General features: G+C 59.3%; 12 protein-coding genes. 8 read left to right on the top strand and 4 right to left on the bottom strand.

The annotated features are described in order from the left end of the window. Positions 1–165: 165 nt before the first annotated feature. From telA to mprF, 3 genes are all read right to left on the bottom strand, one after another. A complete protein-coding gene (gene telA / locus ACZ5A6_RS11000) occupies positions 166–1,491 on the bottom strand; it encodes a telomere resolvase TelA (RefSeq protein WP_174060966.1) in 1,326 nt (441 codons plus the stop codon). 288 nt (positions 1,492–1,779) lie between these two features. Then, positions 1,780–3,150, bottom strand: coding sequence for a virulence factor (locus ACZ5A6_RS10995; protein ID WP_111790579.1), 1,371 nt, complete (start codon positions 3,148–3,150; stop codon positions 1,780–1,782). A gap of 11 nt (positions 3,151–3,161) precedes the next feature. Beyond that, on the bottom strand, positions 3,162–5,762 hold the full coding sequence (gene mprF, locus ACZ5A6_RS10990) for a bifunctional lysylphosphatidylglycerol flippase/synthetase MprF (RefSeq protein WP_013636789.1): 2,601 nt from the start codon (positions 5,760–5,762) through the stop codon (positions 3,162–3,164). Positions 5,763–6,037: 275 nt separating this feature from the next. Between mprF and ACZ5A6_RS10985 the strand changes: the two genes are divergently transcribed. Next, positions 6,038–6,331: a hypothetical protein gene (locus ACZ5A6_RS10985; RefSeq protein ID WP_003514125.1), complete on the top strand. Its 294-nt coding sequence runs from the start codon at positions 6,038–6,040 to the stop codon at positions 6,329–6,331. 60 nt (positions 6,332–6,391) lie between these two features. Here ACZ5A6_RS10985 and ACZ5A6_RS10980 read toward each other — a convergent pair whose 3' ends face one another. Beyond that, positions 6,392–7,432, bottom strand: a complete 1,041-nt coding sequence (locus tag ACZ5A6_RS10980; protein ID WP_174060967.1) for a dipeptidase — start codon at positions 7,430–7,432, stop codon at positions 6,392–6,394. Between the two features lie 235 nt (positions 7,433–7,667). Here ACZ5A6_RS10980 and ACZ5A6_RS10975 point away from each other — a divergent pair, with 235 nt between their 5' ends. The 7 genes from ACZ5A6_RS10975 to ACZ5A6_RS10945 all read left to right on the top strand — a co-directional run bounded on the left by ACZ5A6_RS10975 (position 7,668) and on the right by ACZ5A6_RS10945 (position 15,362). Beyond that, on the top strand, positions 7,668–9,263 hold the full coding sequence (locus tag ACZ5A6_RS10975; RefSeq protein WP_003514121.1) for an ABC transporter substrate-binding protein: 1,596 nt from the start codon (positions 7,668–7,670) through the stop codon (positions 9,261–9,263). 2 nt (positions 9,264–9,265) lie between these two features. After that, entirely contained in the window at positions 9,266–10,279 is a 1,014-nt protein-coding gene (locus ACZ5A6_RS10970) for an ABC transporter permease (RefSeq protein ID WP_111783460.1), read from the top strand. Further along, positions 10,276–11,178, top strand: a complete 903-nt coding sequence (nikC, locus tag ACZ5A6_RS10965) for a nickel transporter permease (protein WP_003514116.1) — start codon at positions 10,276–10,278, stop codon at positions 11,176–11,178. Before ACZ5A6_RS10970 ends, nikC begins: the two co-directional genes overlap by 4 nt. A 3-nt stretch (positions 11,179–11,181) precedes the next feature. Continuing rightward, entirely contained in the window at positions 11,182–12,012 is an 831-nt protein-coding gene (locus ACZ5A6_RS10960; protein WP_003503986.1) for an ABC transporter ATP-binding protein, read from the top strand. Beyond that, positions 12,009–12,749, top strand: a complete 741-nt coding sequence (locus ACZ5A6_RS10955; protein WP_003514115.1) for an ABC transporter ATP-binding protein — start codon at positions 12,009–12,011, stop codon at positions 12,747–12,749. The genes ACZ5A6_RS10960 and ACZ5A6_RS10955 overlap by 4 nt, the downstream gene beginning before the upstream one ends. Positions 12,750–12,865: 116 nt before the next feature. Continuing rightward, complete coding sequence (locus tag ACZ5A6_RS10950) at positions 12,866–14,377, top strand: serine hydrolase domain-containing protein (RefSeq protein WP_333703900.1); 1,512 nt, start codon at positions 12,866–12,868, stop codon at positions 14,375–14,377. 88 nt (positions 14,378–14,465) lie between these two features. Continuing rightward, on the top strand, positions 14,466–15,362 hold the full coding sequence (locus ACZ5A6_RS10945) for a LysR substrate-binding domain-containing protein (RefSeq protein ID WP_065702588.1): 897 nt from the start codon (positions 14,466–14,468) through the stop codon (positions 15,360–15,362). The last annotated feature ends 2 nt before the right edge of the window (positions 15,363–15,364 follow it).

Below are 15,364 nucleotides of genomic sequence, written 5' to 3'. Positions count from 1 at the left end.
CACCACCCCGGCAGACAAAGGGGAAAGACTTGGCAAAAGCTGAGGGCGGCACATTTGTCCGGGCTGTTGGGACAGACATGCGAAAATACCGCTGGCAGCGTGTTCAGCGCTATCCTGAGGCAAGGCCGGATTAGAGGCTTTTTTCTAGGGCAGTTCCGGGTACCGCTACGGGTTCTTGCGGGAGACGGGGGCGACGGTCGCCATCTGCAACAATGTGCGCTCATTCGTGCGTTTGGCTCGCGCCAATGCATCGTCGCGGTCTTCCGGCAGCGTGTAGGTCATGTAGGACAGCGAGGTTTCGAGGTCGTTATTATTGTGTCCGAGGATGGCCGCGAAATAGCTGTTCTTGGTGACATGGGGCGGCGCGAAATTGTGATACGCCACCTCCGCATAAAGGTGCCGCAAGCCATAGGGCTTGGGCAGTTCTTCCTTCGGCCAGAAATCCTCGAACAGATTAAAAACCGTGTCCCGAAGCAGCAGGCGGGTTTCCGATGAAAAATCGTCGATCGACATGCCGTGCCACAGTTTTCCCTGCCCGCTTTCGCGCAGGCGCTGGTAGGCGGACAGGATGGTTGCGGAGCGTGCTAGGACCGGGATCTCGTAGGTAATCCCGAATTTCGTTCCTTCGCCCTGCTTCGTCTTGGCCTGGCCGTTAAACAGGATGCTCCATTTGGAAACGCCCTTGCCATAGGGAGCGGGTGAAAACTCGGCCTGCGTAAAGACCTCGTAGGGGCGTCGCCCCGTCATGCCGATCAGGCCGATGCCGATCATCAGCGGATCGTTGGACTGGAGGCAATCGGTGCAAATCTTCAGAACCTGCCGGTAATTTTCGAACGTGATCAGCGCACCATGCTTATTGGCGATCTTCTCCATCTTGACCCGGCGCGCATCGTCGTACATCGCTGCATCGCCGGTGGCGATCTTCAGCATTGGATGCTCGTCACCGAAGGCTTCGCGGATGGCGTTACGATATTTGGTGATGTAGGAAATGATCGTCGTCTGGGCTCTGCCCTTCATGAGGTCGATTTCAGCGGTCCACAAGGCCTGCATCTCTTCTTTCGAGCCCAGGCCGTTCATCGCTGCAATAAAATCCGCGATCCGCAAAAGCACTGTCGGCTTGCGGCCGGCGGTGTTGAACTCCGCCCGTTCGATCTTTTCGACAATGGAGGTCGCCACGCCGGTTTTCGGATAGTCGGCCCGCTCTATATAGGTCTTCAGCCGCTCCCGCAGCTTTTTCATGTTGCAGATGGCAAGCGGGGTGCTCTTAGCTCCAAATTCGGCCTTCAGGGCATAGCGATATTTCATGATGTAAAGTTCGAGCGTCTTTTCCGTGCGGCCATTGTCGAAATGGTAGCGGACCTCTGCGTCCCAAAGATCGCGGATTTTTTTGTTTCGCAACGTCTCGCTGCTTTTCATCGCCTCCCTGACCCGACCGACGAACTGGTCGATGCGTTCCACGAGAACTGGAGTTTTGGTCTTTCGTGCGAGCATGCGGCGGCCCCTGAACCGGTCGGGAAATATAAAATCTATGATTGGCAATCAACAGAAGCATGGTTGCGGAAATGCCATGGATATCCGCAACCAGCATATTTCTTTTGAATAATAGTTTAATCGATTCCGCAAGTATGGCCGTGATGCGTGGAACCTTCAAGGAAGGTCTGCGAGCCGAGATCGGTAAGTCGGGGAGCCGACATCCTGCCGGCGGCGCTTCAGGTGATTGAATTCTGATGGAAGTATGGGCTTCGGGAATTCTCCCGAAGCCGCAGAGGTTGCGACAGCCTATTTCGGTAGCCGGGTTTTCAGGGAGGTCACGATGCGCTTGGCAAGCCCCTCATAGTCCTCATCGAAATGGTGGCCACCTTCGATGCCGACCGTCTCCACGCCCTTTGCCTTCAGGCCGGGGCAGGGGTCTTCATCTTCTTCCTCCGTGCCATAGACGCATTGCACCAGCTTCGGATCGATCTTGACGATGTCGTCGATGGTCTTGCCGCCCTTGCCTTCGCCGGCAACGCCGAGCCAGCCCTGGACGGAAATCTCGAAATCGACTTCGGTCGAAAGTCCAAGCAGCGTCAGCTGCACGACATGGGATTTCGCGCGTTCGGGCAGGAGATTATAGGTGGCGGGAATGATATCGGCGCCAAAGGAATAGCCGATCAGCACGACGTTCCGAACCTTCCATTCCTTGCGGTAGGTGTCGATGATGCGCGCAAGGTCATTGGCCACTTCCTGCGGTTGTTTTTCTTTCCAGAAGTAACGCAGGGCATCGACGCCGATCACAGGTATCCCCTGCTTTTGCAGCGCGCCGCCGACTTCCTCGTCCAGATCGCGCCAGCCGCCGTCACCGGAATAGATCACCGCCATGGTGTCCATCGCCGGGCTCGTTTCGAGAACCGTGATCGGCAGGCCTAGCGGGCTGCTGGTGTCGCCCGCCGCATCGACCTTGTCGGACAGGGTCTGGGACAAAATCTCATCCGCCTTGCCTGTCACATCAGTCACTTCGATATCGGGATGAAGCTTCACCAGGGCGTTAACGTGGTCGCGGCCCTTCTGATCCGCATCGGGCGTGAACAGCACGCTGACAGGAGCTGGCAGCGGGCCATCGGTCAGGCCATAAACCGTTTCACCGTCCACCTTGTCCTTGGTGGCGGGGGTGCAGAGTATCTTCTCAAGCGGCAGGCCCGCCTTGGGGTCGACCGCGATGGCTTCCTGAACGGTGGAGACCGGGCTTTGCGCGATCATGGCGAGCGCCAGCGTTCCGCCCTTGCCGATGCCGGTGAGGATAGGCTGGCGATAGCTGGCGGTCCCGGCGGTGCGCTGGATCTGCTGCGACAGCGACTCGATGTCCGAGATCATATAGATACACTCGTCATCATCGGCCTCGAGTGCCTTCAGATATTCCTTGAAATCGATGCCGACTACCGCGGCACCCTTTTCCACCAGTGCTTTGGCGCGTTCTTCGTCGGTGCCGGTCCATCCGTCCGCATCGGAAATCAGGAAGACGCTGGCGAGAATTTCGCCATCAGGCAGCATGATGTGCTCGGCGGGGATCATGCCGGTGTCATATGCTGGCTTGTCCTGCGAAAAGGCGGCACTGGAAGCAAACAATGGGGAGAGGAACAGGGCGGAAGCGGCAAGGGCTGCTTTCAGCATGCTGTATTTTCTCATTTTCCGATCACTCCTCTGACACCGCCACTGATCAGAACCGTCGCGTCCATCAGCGCCAGAGCGGCGTCTGCGCCATTCTGTACGGCGAGGTAACGCGGTTCCCATTTCGGGTGGAACTTCGTCTTGAACGCACGAAGGCCCTTAAAGTTGTAGAAACGTTCGCCATGTTCGAAAAGCGTGCTGCCAATGCGGTCCCAGACCGGTGCCGCATCGCGCTTCGACATGCCGGACATGGGTGCCATGCCGAGATTGAAGCTTTCATATCCCGCCTCGCGCAGGTGCTGCATGATGCTGACGAAGAGGAAATCCATCGAGCCGCGCGGTGCATCCGGTGAAAAGCGCATGAGATCGACGGTGGCTTCCTTTTTGGTGTCCGTCACCATCAGATTGGCGAAGGCGGTGATCTTGCCATCCTTGCGCAGCACGGCGACGGGCTGGGAGAGAATGTAGTTGGGCTCGAACGCACCGAGAGAAAATCGCTTTTCCCTTGTATTGTGGTGGGTGAGCCAGCCATCCGAGACCTGCTTGAGATCATCCAGAATATCGGCAACATGCGATTGCTCGACAACTTCGAAGGTCAGCCCGTCGCGGGCGCCGCGGCTCAGTGATTGGCGAAGGGTCGCGAGCTTGCCGCCCTTCAATTCGAATGCGGTAAGATCGACCAGCGCCAGTTCGCCAAGCTTGAAGGCACGCAGGCCCGCATCGGCGCAATGGGACAGGAGGAAGGGCGAAATCTGGTAGAAGGCGGCGCGCGCACCCGCCGAACGGGCGGATTCCACGAATTGCCAGACCAGATCGGGAAAATCCTCCTCGTTGCCGACGGGGTCGGCGAAGGCTATCCATGACCGGCCTTGAATGCCGTACATGATGAAGGCGCTGCCGCTTTCCGAGAACATCACATGCTTGTCGCCCATGCGCACCAGATTGGCATCGGCCGAATCCTGCTGCATGACGATGTCGGTTGCACGTTCAACGTCTTCCGGCTGGATGGAATCCGGCTTGAAGGTGACCGGCCGCATCAGGCTGAAAATTGCAATGGTGGAGGAAGCGAGCACCAGGCCAAGAAGGGCGCGCAGACCGCGCGGTGCTTCTTCGGAGAACTCGAATTCCCACCACAATGTGTGGCTGTAATCGGTGTCGCGGTAGACGAACAGAAGGATCGTTGCCGCGCCGGCGATAATGACGGCCATAGCGGCGAGCCAGCTCGGTCCCAGCGCCTGTTTGACCAGCGAGGCATGACGGTTGAAGCTGCGCATATTGAGGGCGAGCGCCGCGATGAAGATGCCTAGGAAGATTGCCTCGAAAACGGCGATCGCCTTCACCAGCGACAGGATGAGCGCCAGCGACGCAGCGACAAGGGCAATCCACCACGCCCCATCCAGCCGCTGCCCGAGGCCGCGGGAGGCGACAACGAGGCCGAGGCCGAGAATACTCGTCAGAAAGTGCGCCGCCTCGATGATCGGCAGTGGCACGAAATTCGACAGGAAATCCAGATTGCTGCCGGGCGTCGGCGTCACGCTCGAAAAGATCAGCATGGTGCCGAGAATGATCGCGAAGGTGGAGAGCAGCGGTGGCGCCAGCCGCACGGCAAGCTGGCTGATATCGGAGACCACCGGCTTGGCCGCGAACTGCTTCATTTCGGAAACGATCATTACCAGAATGGCAACAACCAGCGGCAGGACGTGATAGATGACGCGATAAAGAACGAGGCTTCCGAGCAGCTGATCGACGCTGATCGCGTTGCCGAGCCCGGCTACCATAACCGTTTCGAACACACCGAGACCGGCGGGAACGTGGCTGAGAACGCCAAGGCCAACGGCGGTGGCATAGATCGCGAAGAATGTCGGCCAGCCGAGATGCGTCTCGGGCAGGAGCACATAAAGCACGGAGGCGGAGGCGGCGATATCAAAGGCGGAGACGAGGAACTGGCGCGAGGAGGTGCGGCTGTCGGGAAGGCGCAGTCGCCATTTGCCAAGCCGGATCGCCTTGCCGTTGCGGCCGACGTAGGCGGTGGTAACGAGAACGGCAATGACGGCGAGCGCTCCGCCCCTTAGAACAGTCGGGTCGAGACCGATGATGGCGGCGATGCGTGGTGCGACGATGAAGGTCGAAAGGGCGCTGACCGACAAAAGGCCCAGCCCGAAGGACAGCGTGACGAAGGCGATGACGCGGGCGATGTCACCCGGCGAAAGTCCCAGCCTGGAATAGGCGCGAAAGCGTATGGCGCCGCCGCTCAAGGGGCCAAATCCAGCAGTGTTGCCGATGGCGTAGGCGGCAAAAGCGGTGGCCGCCATGGACGGGAAGCGCACCTTTTTGCCGACATATTCGATCGCGTTGGCGTCATAGAAAATCAGCGACAGGAAGCTCAGCGCCGTAAAGACCATTGCAAGAAGAATGGCCGGAAGCGAAGTGTCCAGAAGAGCTGCGATCACATCATCGTACCGCACTTCGGATGTGAGGCGGTAAATCGCAAACGTCATCATCACGAAGATGAGCGTAATGGCGATGGCCGTCAGATAGGGCCGGTTTCTGGCAAAGAAGCTTTCAACCGGGGATTCGGTAATATCGGTCTGTATAATTTCGCTCTTGTCTGCCATTTGCTTTTTCCAGCGCCAGTCCCTTGGTTGGCGAACCACAGGATTGTGTCGCTAATTCGTTTCGGTTGAGGAAATTTGCTTAGCAGAAATGCGTGACGTGTCGATGTGAAGTTTGGCGACAAACCAACGAGATTTTCGCCGTTAAAATGAAAAATGCAACCAAAAAGAGCGATGTTCAAATTTTAGATCAAAAACTCCGTGAATTAATCGTTCCGATTGCTTGGAGGCGATGTTTGATGTGATTAAACGCTTCTTTCAATTGAAGGAAATGCAAAATGAACATGCCTACAAGAATAGTAATTTCGCTGATCGCAGCCCTTTTGGTGGGCGGCGGCTACATGGCTTATGACAAGATGCGGGGCGCCGAATGGGTTGTTTCGCCGCAGCAGATCGCTGATGCGAAGGCTGGCGGGCAGGCCGGATATGAATCGCGTCCGGGAACAGTGACCGTTCTGCCGATCCGTAGCGAGACGGCGGATGTACTGCCGATCAAATGGGCCATTGCTGGTCTGGTCGCAGGCCTGCTGGCGTTTCGGTCCACGGGCAAAAAGAAAGCGGCAAAGGCCTGAGGCCTGCCGCTTCATGTCTCCGGCACGGAAGTCCGGGGAGAATGCCAAAGTCGGGGCGCGTTACGCGCCCCACGTTTTCTCCAGCACGCGTACCCAGTTGCCATGGCAAATCTTGGCGAGTGCGGCGTCGTCATAACCGCCGTTGCGCAGGGCTGTGACCAGCAATTGCAGATCGGCCGCATCCTTCATGGCTGCTGGAATGGTGGTGCCGTCGAAATCCGAGCCGAGTGCGACGTGATCGATGCCGATGCGGTTGACGATATAGTCGACATGGCGGACCAGTTCGCCAAGGTCGGTAGCGGGGTTCTTCACGCCGTCCTGGCGCAGGAACAGAACGCCGAAATTGATGCCGGCAAGACCGCCTGTGTCGCGGATCGCGTCCAGCTGGCGGTCCGTCAGGTTGCGGCTGTGGTTGCACAGCGCATAGGTGTTGGAATGGGACGCCACCAGCGGTGCGTCCGAAATCTTCGCGATGTCCCAGAAACCCTGTTCGTTCATGTGCGACAGGTCGACCATGATCTTCAGTTCGTTGCAGGTCTTTACCAGCCGTTTTCCGGCATCGGTGAGGCCGGGGCCGATATCCGGTGTCGACGGGAAGCGGAAGGGAACGCCGTAGGCGAAGATATTCGGGCGGCTCCAGACCGGGCCGAGCGTGCGAAGGCCAGCCTCGTGGAGAACATGCAGCGCATCCAGATCGGCGCCGATCGCTTCTGCGCCCTCGATATGGAAGACGGAGGCAAAGGCGCCCTCTGCCATCGCGCTGCGGATCTCGGCGGCCGTGCGGCAGACTTTCAGCGCACCGCCTGATTGTTTCTCGGCGCGGAACAGCAGGGCCGCCATGCCAAGCGTCGCCTTCAGCGCGTCCGCTTCAGCCGGTGTCGTAAAGTCGCCGTTCGCGTCCTTCTCCATGCTGGGCGAGGGGACGTAGATGGCGCAGAGGCCACCGGCCAACCTGCCCTTCCTGGCGCGCGGCAGGTCGATGTGGCCGACCGTATCACCCTCGATGAGAAGCGTTTCGGGAGAGGCATTGCCCGATCGCCATAACCGCAGAAGCACGTCGTTGTGGCCGTCGAAGACGGGTACGGTTTTTTCATCGGTCATGGTCATTCACCTTTGGATACGGGCGGGGCGCGGTCGCGCGGTCGTCAGACTTTTGAGAATTGGTAGAGGAAAGGTCAAGGTCGGAGCAAATGCAATCCGTGCATAGGCTCTGCCAAATTTGGAATTGGTCGCGCCTCGTTTGCTCGTGGTAATCGCGGGAAAACATAAAAAAAATGACTGGATTGGGGCGAACCCATACCGTTTCCGAAAAATAAGGTCCGAAAGGGGATTTTCGATGATTTCAAGACGCAACCTGCTGATTGCCGGCGCTGCCGTACCGTTCCTGTCCTATGCGCACATTCCGGCATTTGCTGCGACGCCCAAGGATATTCTGGTGGTCGCGCAGCAGCTGGACAACATGACGAGCCTTGATCCGCATGAGGGTTTCGAAGCCGTCGGCGGTGAAATCATGTCCAACATGTACCAGAAGCTGGTGCGGGCGAACCGTGAAGATTCCACCAAGGTCGATCCGGTCATCGCGAAGTCCTGGGAAGCCGATGCGGAAAGCAAGGTTTTCACCTTTGTGATCGGTGACGATGCGACCTTCTCGAGCGGTGCGAAAGTGACCGCGGAAGACGTGGCCTTTTCGCTGCAGCGCGCCATCAAGATGAACAAGAGCCCGGCCTTCATCATTGGCCAGTTCGGCTTCACGCCTGACAATGCCGAAACGACCATCGTTGCCGCCGACGAAAAGACGGTGAAGCTGACGACGGCAAAGCCGACCGCAATCTCGTTCCTGCTCTATTGCCTCTCCGCCAATATCGGCGCGATCGTTGAAAAGAAGGCCGTGCTGGCAAATGCCTCGGGCGAAGACCTCGGCAATGGCTGGCTGCAGAAAAACAGCGCCGGTTCCGGCGATTTCATGTTGCAGGCCTGGAAGCCGAGCGAGAGCGTAGCGCTCACCGTCAACCCGAATGGCCCCTACAAGGGTAACATCAAGCGCGTCATCCTGCGCCATGTCACCGATCCGTCTTCCCAGCTTCTGATGTTGCAGAAGGGCGATATCGACATTGCCCGCGACCTGACCTCGGAACAGCTGCGTACCGTCCAGAACGACGCCAACATCGAGTTGCAGCGCAAGAGCATCGCCTCCCTGGTGCTGATCTCGCTCAATCAGGGCAATGAGAACCTTGCCAAGCCACAGGTCTGGCAGGCCATCAAATGGGCGCTGGACTATAAGGGCATGCAGGAAAACATTGTGCCGCTGACGCACAAGGTTCACCAGAGCTTCGAGCCGGAAGGTTTCCCCGGCGCCGTTAACGACACGCCGTACCAGCGCGATGTCGAAAAGGCCAAGGCGCTGATGGCGGAAGCCGGTCTTGCCGACGGTTTCGAAATCACCATGGATCACTATTCCGCCCAGCCTTACCCGGATCTGGCGCAGGCCATCCAAGCAAATCTTGCCGATATCGGCATCAAGGTGCGTCTGCAATCTGCCGAGAACCGTCAGGTTCTGACCAAGATGCGCGGCCGCGAACACCAGATGGCGCTTTCCGCATGGGGCACGGATTATTTCGATCCGCATTCCAATGCCGATGTCTTCAACATCAACAAGGACAATGGCGACGACGCCAAGTCCAAGCCCTTCCTGTGGCGTTCGCGCTTCAAGAACGACGACTTTGCCGCGAAGGCAGAAGCCGCCCGTGACGAGAAGGACCCGGCAAAGCGCATCGAGCTTTATGAAGCGCTGCAGCGCGAGCACATGGAAAACAGCCCCTTCGTCTTCATGTTCCAGACGACGAAGACGGCCGCGTTCCGCAAGGGCGTTTCCGGCTTTGAACTCGGCGTTCTCTCCGAGGGCAATTCCTACCACGATGCTAAGAAAGCGTAACATTGAACAAGCGCGTCAAAAGCATATCGTCGACACTGAGCAGCGTCATTCTGACGCTGTTCGGGTTGATGGTCATCACCTTCCTGATCGGGCGCGTCATGCCTGTCGATCCCGTCATTGCGGCAGTCGGCGACAACGCGCCTGAAGACGTCATTGTGCGGGTTCGGGCCGAAATGGGCCTGGACCAGCCACTGGTCGTTCAGTTCTTCCACTATGTGTCGCAGGTGCTGCACGGTGATTTCGGCAATTCCATCCTGACCCGCAACCCGGTCTGGATCGATATAAAGCGCGTTTTCCCCGCCACCTTCGAGCTTGCTACGGCAGCACTCGTTCTCGCGGCGCTGATCGGCATTCCGCTCGGCGTATGGGCCGCCGTGAAGCAGGGTAAGTTGACGGACCAGATCATCCGCGTCGTCTGCCTTGCCGGCCATTCCGTGCCCGTCTTCATGCTGGCGCTGATTTCGCTGCTGGTATTTTACGCCACGCTTGGCGTCGCACCCGGACCGGGCAGGCAGGACATCATCTATGACGGCATGATCTCGCCGGTCACGGGCCTGATGACGGTCGATACGCTGCTTGCCGGCGACTGGGACGCGTTTTACGACGCCATCGCCCATATGGTGCAGCCCGTCTGCATCCTTGCCTATTTCAGCATGGCCTATATCACCCGCATGACACGCGCCTTCATGATCGATGCGCTGAAGGGCGAATATGTCATTACCGCCCGTGCCAAGGGGCTTTCGGCAATGACCGTTATCTGGGGGCACGCCTTCCCGACGGTTGCCGTACAGCTCGTCACGGTTCTCGCACTCACCTATGCCGGCCTTCTGGAAGGTGCCGTGGTGACGGAAACCGTCTTCAGCTGGCCGGGCCTTGGCCAATATCTCACCGTCTCGCTCATGAACGCGGACATGAACCCTGTCGTCGGAGCGACCCTGTTGATCGGCCTGATCTATGTCGGCCTCAACCTGCTCGCAGACGTACTTTACCGAGTAATGGATCCCCGCGTTCGATGATGTTAGCAACTTTCAGAAACTGGGCTCTGGATGAGACGCCGCATTCCCGCAGGCAGGCTGCCTGGGGAAACCGGTACCGCATCTGGCTGAACCTCAAGTCCAATCCGCTGGCGGTGGTCGGTCTCACGATCATCATCGTCTTCATTGCGCTGTCGCTGCTGGCGCCGTTCATCGCGCCTTACGATCCGGCCGCGCAGAACCTCGGCAACCGCCTTGCCTTCCCGAGTGCCGAGCACTGGTTCGGCACGGATGAGCTGGGTCGCGACATTCTTTCCCGCATTCTTTATGGTGGTCGCGTCACGCTCGGCATGGTCATTGCCGTCGTTGTTCTCGTTGCGCCGATCGGTCTCGCCATCGGCTGCATAGCCGGTTATTTCGGCGGTATCGTCGATACGGTGTTGATGCGGGTGACCGATGTGTTCCTGGCCTTCCCGCGCCTCATCCTGGCGCTTGCCTTCGTCGCGGCGCTGAAGCCTGGCGTCGAAAGCGCCATTCTCGCCATCGCGCTCACCGCCTGGCCGCCCTATGCGCGTCTCGCTCGCGCCGAAACCATGACGGTTCGCGGCAGCGATTTCGTTGCGGCCTACCGGCTGACAGGCGCTTCCGCCTGGCGCATCATCGCCCGTCACATCGCGCCGCTCTGCGTGCCGAGCCTCATCGTGCGCATCACGCTCGACATGAGCTCGATCATCATCACCGCCGCAAGCCTCGGCTTCCTCGGCATGGGCGCGCAGCCGCCTTCGCCGGAATGGGGTGCGATGATTGCGACGGCCAAGCGCTTCATCTTCGAACAATGGTGGGTCGCCACCATTCCGGGCATCGCCATTTTCCTCGTCTCGCTCGCCTTCAACTTCCTTGGCGATGGTCTGCGCGACGTGCTCGACCCGAAGGGACATTGAGCCATGCTGGTCGAAATCGAAAATCTGAAGATCGCGTTCCAGACCCGCACCAGCCGCTTCGAGGCGGTGCGCGGTGTTTCCATGAAGCTCGGAACAGAAAAGCTCGGCATCGTCGGTGAATCCGGTTCGGGCAAGAGCCTCACGGCGCGCGCGCTGATGAAGCTTCTGCCCTCCAATGCCGATATCAGGGCCGACAAGCTCTCCTTTGACGGTATCGACGTGCTTTCCGCCAGTGAAAAGCAGATGCGCCAGATCCGGGGAAAACGGGCAGGTTTCATCCTTCAGGATCCGAAATATTCGCTGAACCCGGTCAAGACCATGGGTGCACAGATCGCGGAAGCCTGGCGCGCCCACAAGGGCGGCAGCAAGCGTGCGGCCATGGAGGCGGCAATCGCCCTGCTCGATCAGGTGAAGATCCGCAATCCGCGCCAGGTCGCTTCGTCCTACGCTCACGAGGTTTCCGGGGGCATGGGCCAGCGTGTCATGATCGCCATGATGCTGGCGCCTGATCCCGAGCTTCTGATCGCCGACGAACCGACGAGTGCTCTCGATGCCACGGTTCAGGCGGAAATCCTGCGGCTGATCGAGGAGCTGGTATCGGAACGCGGCATGGGTCTCATCCTCATCAGCCACGACCTGCCGCTAGTCTCGCATTTCTGCGACCGCGTGGCTGTCATGTATTCCGGCCGGGTGATGGAGGAACTGAAGGCTTCCGAACTCCTGAAAGCACAGCATCCTTACACGCAGGGTCTCTTGAACTGCATTCCCTCGCTGACGCATCCGCGCGAGCGTCTTCCCGTTCTCAACCGTGATGCAGCGTGGTCCAGCCTATGATCGACGTCGAAAATCTCCGTATCAAGTTCGGCGACCGTGAAGTGGTGAAGGGCGTGTCCTTTTCGGTCGAAAAGGGCGGCAGCTTCGGCATCGTTGGCGAAAGCGGCTCGGGCAAGTCCACCATTTTGCGCGCCATGGCCGGCCTTAATGAAAGCTGGGAAGGCCGCATCGCCTTTGCCGGCAAGGATGCACCGCTGAAGCGCACGCCGGAATTCTTCCGGCAGGTGCAGATGGTGTTTCAGGACCCCTATGGTTCGCTGCATCCGCGCCAGACCATCGACCGCATTCTCAGCGAATTGCCGTTGGTGCACGGCATGGACAATATCGAAAAACGCATCCAGCAGGCGCTATCGGATGTGGCCCTGCCGCAGGCGGTGCGCTTCCGTTACCCCCACCAGCTCTCCGGCGGTCAGCGTCAGCGCGTGGCGATTGCGCGTGCTTTGATTGCCGATCCGCAGGTTCTGCTGCTCGATGAGCCGACTTCGGCGCTCGATGTTTCAGTGCAGGCGGAAATCCTGAACCTGTTGCAGGATCTGCGGGCGGCGCGCAACCTCACCTATATCCTCGTCAGCCACAATCTGGCTGTTATCGCGCATCTGTGCCCACAGGTGGGCGTGATGCTGAATGGTGAAATGGTCGAGCAGCTGAATGCAGGCGATCTACGCGAAGGCCGCACGAAACACCCGCATACCGAAGAGTTGCGCAGCCTGAGTATCCGGCTGGAAGAGCCAGCTTGAGCCCCCGTCGCACATAGATCGAGCGGTTGCTGCTCGCTTCTTCTTCCCACCGGGGAGAAGGTCGCGGCAGCGGTATGAGGCTTCCCACAAGACCCACGAAGACACGAGACCGAACAATGTCACAGCAATTCGACTGGAACGCCGCTTCGACGCTTGCCGAGAGTTTCGTCTCGCAATGGGCCGGCAACGAGCCAGGCGGAGCGGTGATCGGTTTCGATCTCAATGGCATCCGTTTTGCCCATGCGGGCGGGGTTGAGAGCCTTTCGACGTTTGCGCCGTTCACGCCGAAAAGCGTGGTGCGTTACGCTTCCGTCACCAAACATGCCTTCTGTGCCATGGTGCTTGCCCATTCCGATCTGATCGGGCTTGACGATCCACTCGGAAAGCATCTGCCGGAGCTGCAATCGCCACTCCGCGACGTCACTGTCGGGCAGGCGCTGGATATGAGCGGCGGGTTGCCGGACACGCGCGAATGCCTCTCGCTGCTTGGTCTTTCCGTCTACACCGAAACGAAGGCCGGCCCGCTTCTAGACTATCTGTCGCGGCTGACCCGGCTGAACTTTCCGGCCGGCAGCGAGGTTTCCTATTCGAATACCGGTTATCGTCTGGTCGAGGCGGCGCTGGAGCGCCATGGCTTCCGTTTTGACGATTTCGTGCAGACGCAAATTGCCGGACCGTTCGGTGTTTTCCTGAAGGCGCCGGACGTCTGGAACGATCCGGTGGACGGATTGGTGCCGGGTTACTGGAAGGCTGAGAGCAACTGGCAACTTTCGGCGGCGGGGCTGCATATTTCCGCTTCCGGCAGTCTTGCCGGCAGTGCCGAAGCGCTGACCCGCTGGCTGCAGGGGCTGATGCGCGGAGAGGGCAGCTTTGCCGCCGTTCTGGACGGGCTTTCCACCGAGCGGCGGCTCGCCGATGGACGGATGAGCGAATATGGTCTCGGCCTGCGCTGGTCACATCTCGGCGACAGACGTTTCGTCGGTCATGGCGGTTCGCATCCCGGCTACAAGACGTATTTCCTTCTCGACCCGGAAAACGGCAAGGGTTTCGTCGTGGTATCGAACCGCGAGGATACCAACGGCTTCAAGATTGCGCTGGAAAGCATGGCGGCCCTGACCGGTCTGCCTTTACCCAAACCCGCCGCCAGCTTGCCGGAAGGCCTCTATGTCACCGAAAGCGGACCGTGGTGGCTGGAGATCAAGGGCAGTACCTCGACCTTCATCGATGGCGACGACACGCTTTATGAAGATGCCGATGGCTGGGTGTCATCGCGCTCCGCATCCTCTCCGATGCTTCTGAGGCTCGAGGGCGATGCGATCGTCGGCGAGGCAGGCCACGCCGCTCGTCGGTTCCTGCCGGTTGGCGACCATGCGGTGCCCGATGAGCTTTCCGGATCTTGGCGCTCTACCGAAGGGGCGGAATTTACGATTTCCGGTTCGTCGCTGACCATGGGTATCGGTCCCACGCGCCGCTCCATGCCTTTGACGGCGCTCGGCAATGGTCGCTTCCTCTTCACGCTCTCGGACGGGCCGTGGACGAAGCGCATCTGCCTCAATCAATTGAGCGACAGCCGGATAGAGCTTGTGGCGAGCCGGGCGCGAATGATCGAATATACAAGAAGCCTTTAAGAGGGTTTCAATCAGCTGCTATTGCTCCTAATAAAGACCCTTGTTCCAGCTAAAGGCCGGTTCAACATCTTTGTGGGAGAACAGGCCCTTGGAAGTCAAATGGCTCGAGGATTTCCTGGCGCTGGCCGGAACGCTCAATTTTTCGAAGGCGGCGGAAGAGCGCCATGTCACGCAATCCGCTTTCAGCCGAAGGATCAAGCAGCTGGAAGCTTGGGTGGGCGCGACGCTGGTCGATCGCGCTTCCTATCCCTCACGACTGACCGAGGCCGGGGTGAAGTTCGTTCCGGTGGCGCAGGAAACCCTGAAGCAGCTTTACCACGCCCGTCGCACCCTGTTGCAGGAAGACGGCGAGGATGCCAGAACAGTGCGGCTGACGGCGCTGCACACGCTGTCTTTCACCTTCTTCCCGGACTGGCTGAAACGGGTGAACGAGAAGGCGGGACCGCTGTTTTCGGTTCTGCGGCCTGATTCCGGCAGCATGGAGGAGAACCTCAATTCGCTGGTGGACGGGCAGAGCGATTTCCTTCTGACCTACGCCCACCCCGAAGTGCCGATGCTGCTCGATGCGCAGACCTTCGAATTCCGCGTGCTTGGCGCGGAAAACATCATTCCCGTTTCCGCCCCCGCAGAGGACGGCGCACCGCTGCACAGCCTGACGGAAAGCGCGAAAAAACCCTTTGCCTATCTGGATTACGAAAAAGCATCGTTCTTCGGGCCGCTGTTGCGCGATCTCCTGAGTGCGCGCCTGCCGAAATTCGAGCGGGTGCATGAGGGCAGCATGTCGGTGGGGCTGAAAGCCATGGCGATGGCGGGATGGGGTGTTGCCTGGGTGCCGGAAAGCCTGATGCGGCACGAGCTGGATAGCGGCGCGCTGGTGCGTGCCGCCGATCAAAGCTTCGATATTGCCGTGGATATCCGGCTTTATCGTTCCAAGGAGAACCGCCGTCCCGTTGTCGAGCGCATATGGGCGGTTCTCGAAGATTGATC

It is taken from the genome of Agrobacterium sp. 6Ca8 (assembly GCF_055382765.1).
The sequence above is the reverse complement of the archived record's forward strand: the minus strand, read 5'-3'. Positions and strand labels throughout refer to the sequence as shown.

What these genes read in the sequence shown, in the direction of transcription:
- telA (WP_174060966.1), bottom strand. Translation starts at nt 1,491, where the DNA reads ATGCTCGCACGAAAGACCAAAACTCCAGTTCTCGTGGAACGCATCGAC.
- ACZ5A6_RS10995 (WP_111790579.1), bottom strand. Translation starts at nt 3,150, where the DNA reads ATGCTGAAAGCAGCCCTTGCCGCTTCCGCCCTGTTCCTCTCCCCATTG.
- mprF (WP_013636789.1), bottom strand. Translation starts at nt 5,762, where the DNA reads ATGGCAGACAAGAGCGAAATTATACAGACCGATATTACCGAATCCCCG.
- ACZ5A6_RS10985 (WP_003514125.1), top strand. Translation starts at nt 6,038, where the DNA reads ATGAACATGCCTACAAGAATAGTAATTTCGCTGATCGCAGCCCTTTTG.
- ACZ5A6_RS10980 (WP_174060967.1), bottom strand. Translation starts at nt 7,432, where the DNA reads ATGACCGATGAAAAAACCGTACCCGTCTTCGACGGCCACAACGACGTG.
- ACZ5A6_RS10975 (WP_003514121.1), top strand. Translation starts at nt 7,668, where the DNA reads ATGATTTCAAGACGCAACCTGCTGATTGCCGGCGCTGCCGTACCGTTC.
- nikC (WP_003514116.1), top strand. Translation starts at nt 10,276, where the DNA reads ATGATGTTAGCAACTTTCAGAAACTGGGCTCTGGATGAGACGCCGCAT.
- ACZ5A6_RS10960 (WP_003503986.1), top strand. Translation starts at nt 11,182, where the DNA reads ATGCTGGTCGAAATCGAAAATCTGAAGATCGCGTTCCAGACCCGCACC.
- ACZ5A6_RS10955 (WP_003514115.1), top strand. Translation starts at nt 12,009, where the DNA reads ATGATCGACGTCGAAAATCTCCGTATCAAGTTCGGCGACCGTGAAGTG.
- ACZ5A6_RS10950 (WP_333703900.1), top strand. Translation starts at nt 12,866, where the DNA reads ATGTCACAGCAATTCGACTGGAACGCCGCTTCGACGCTTGCCGAGAGT.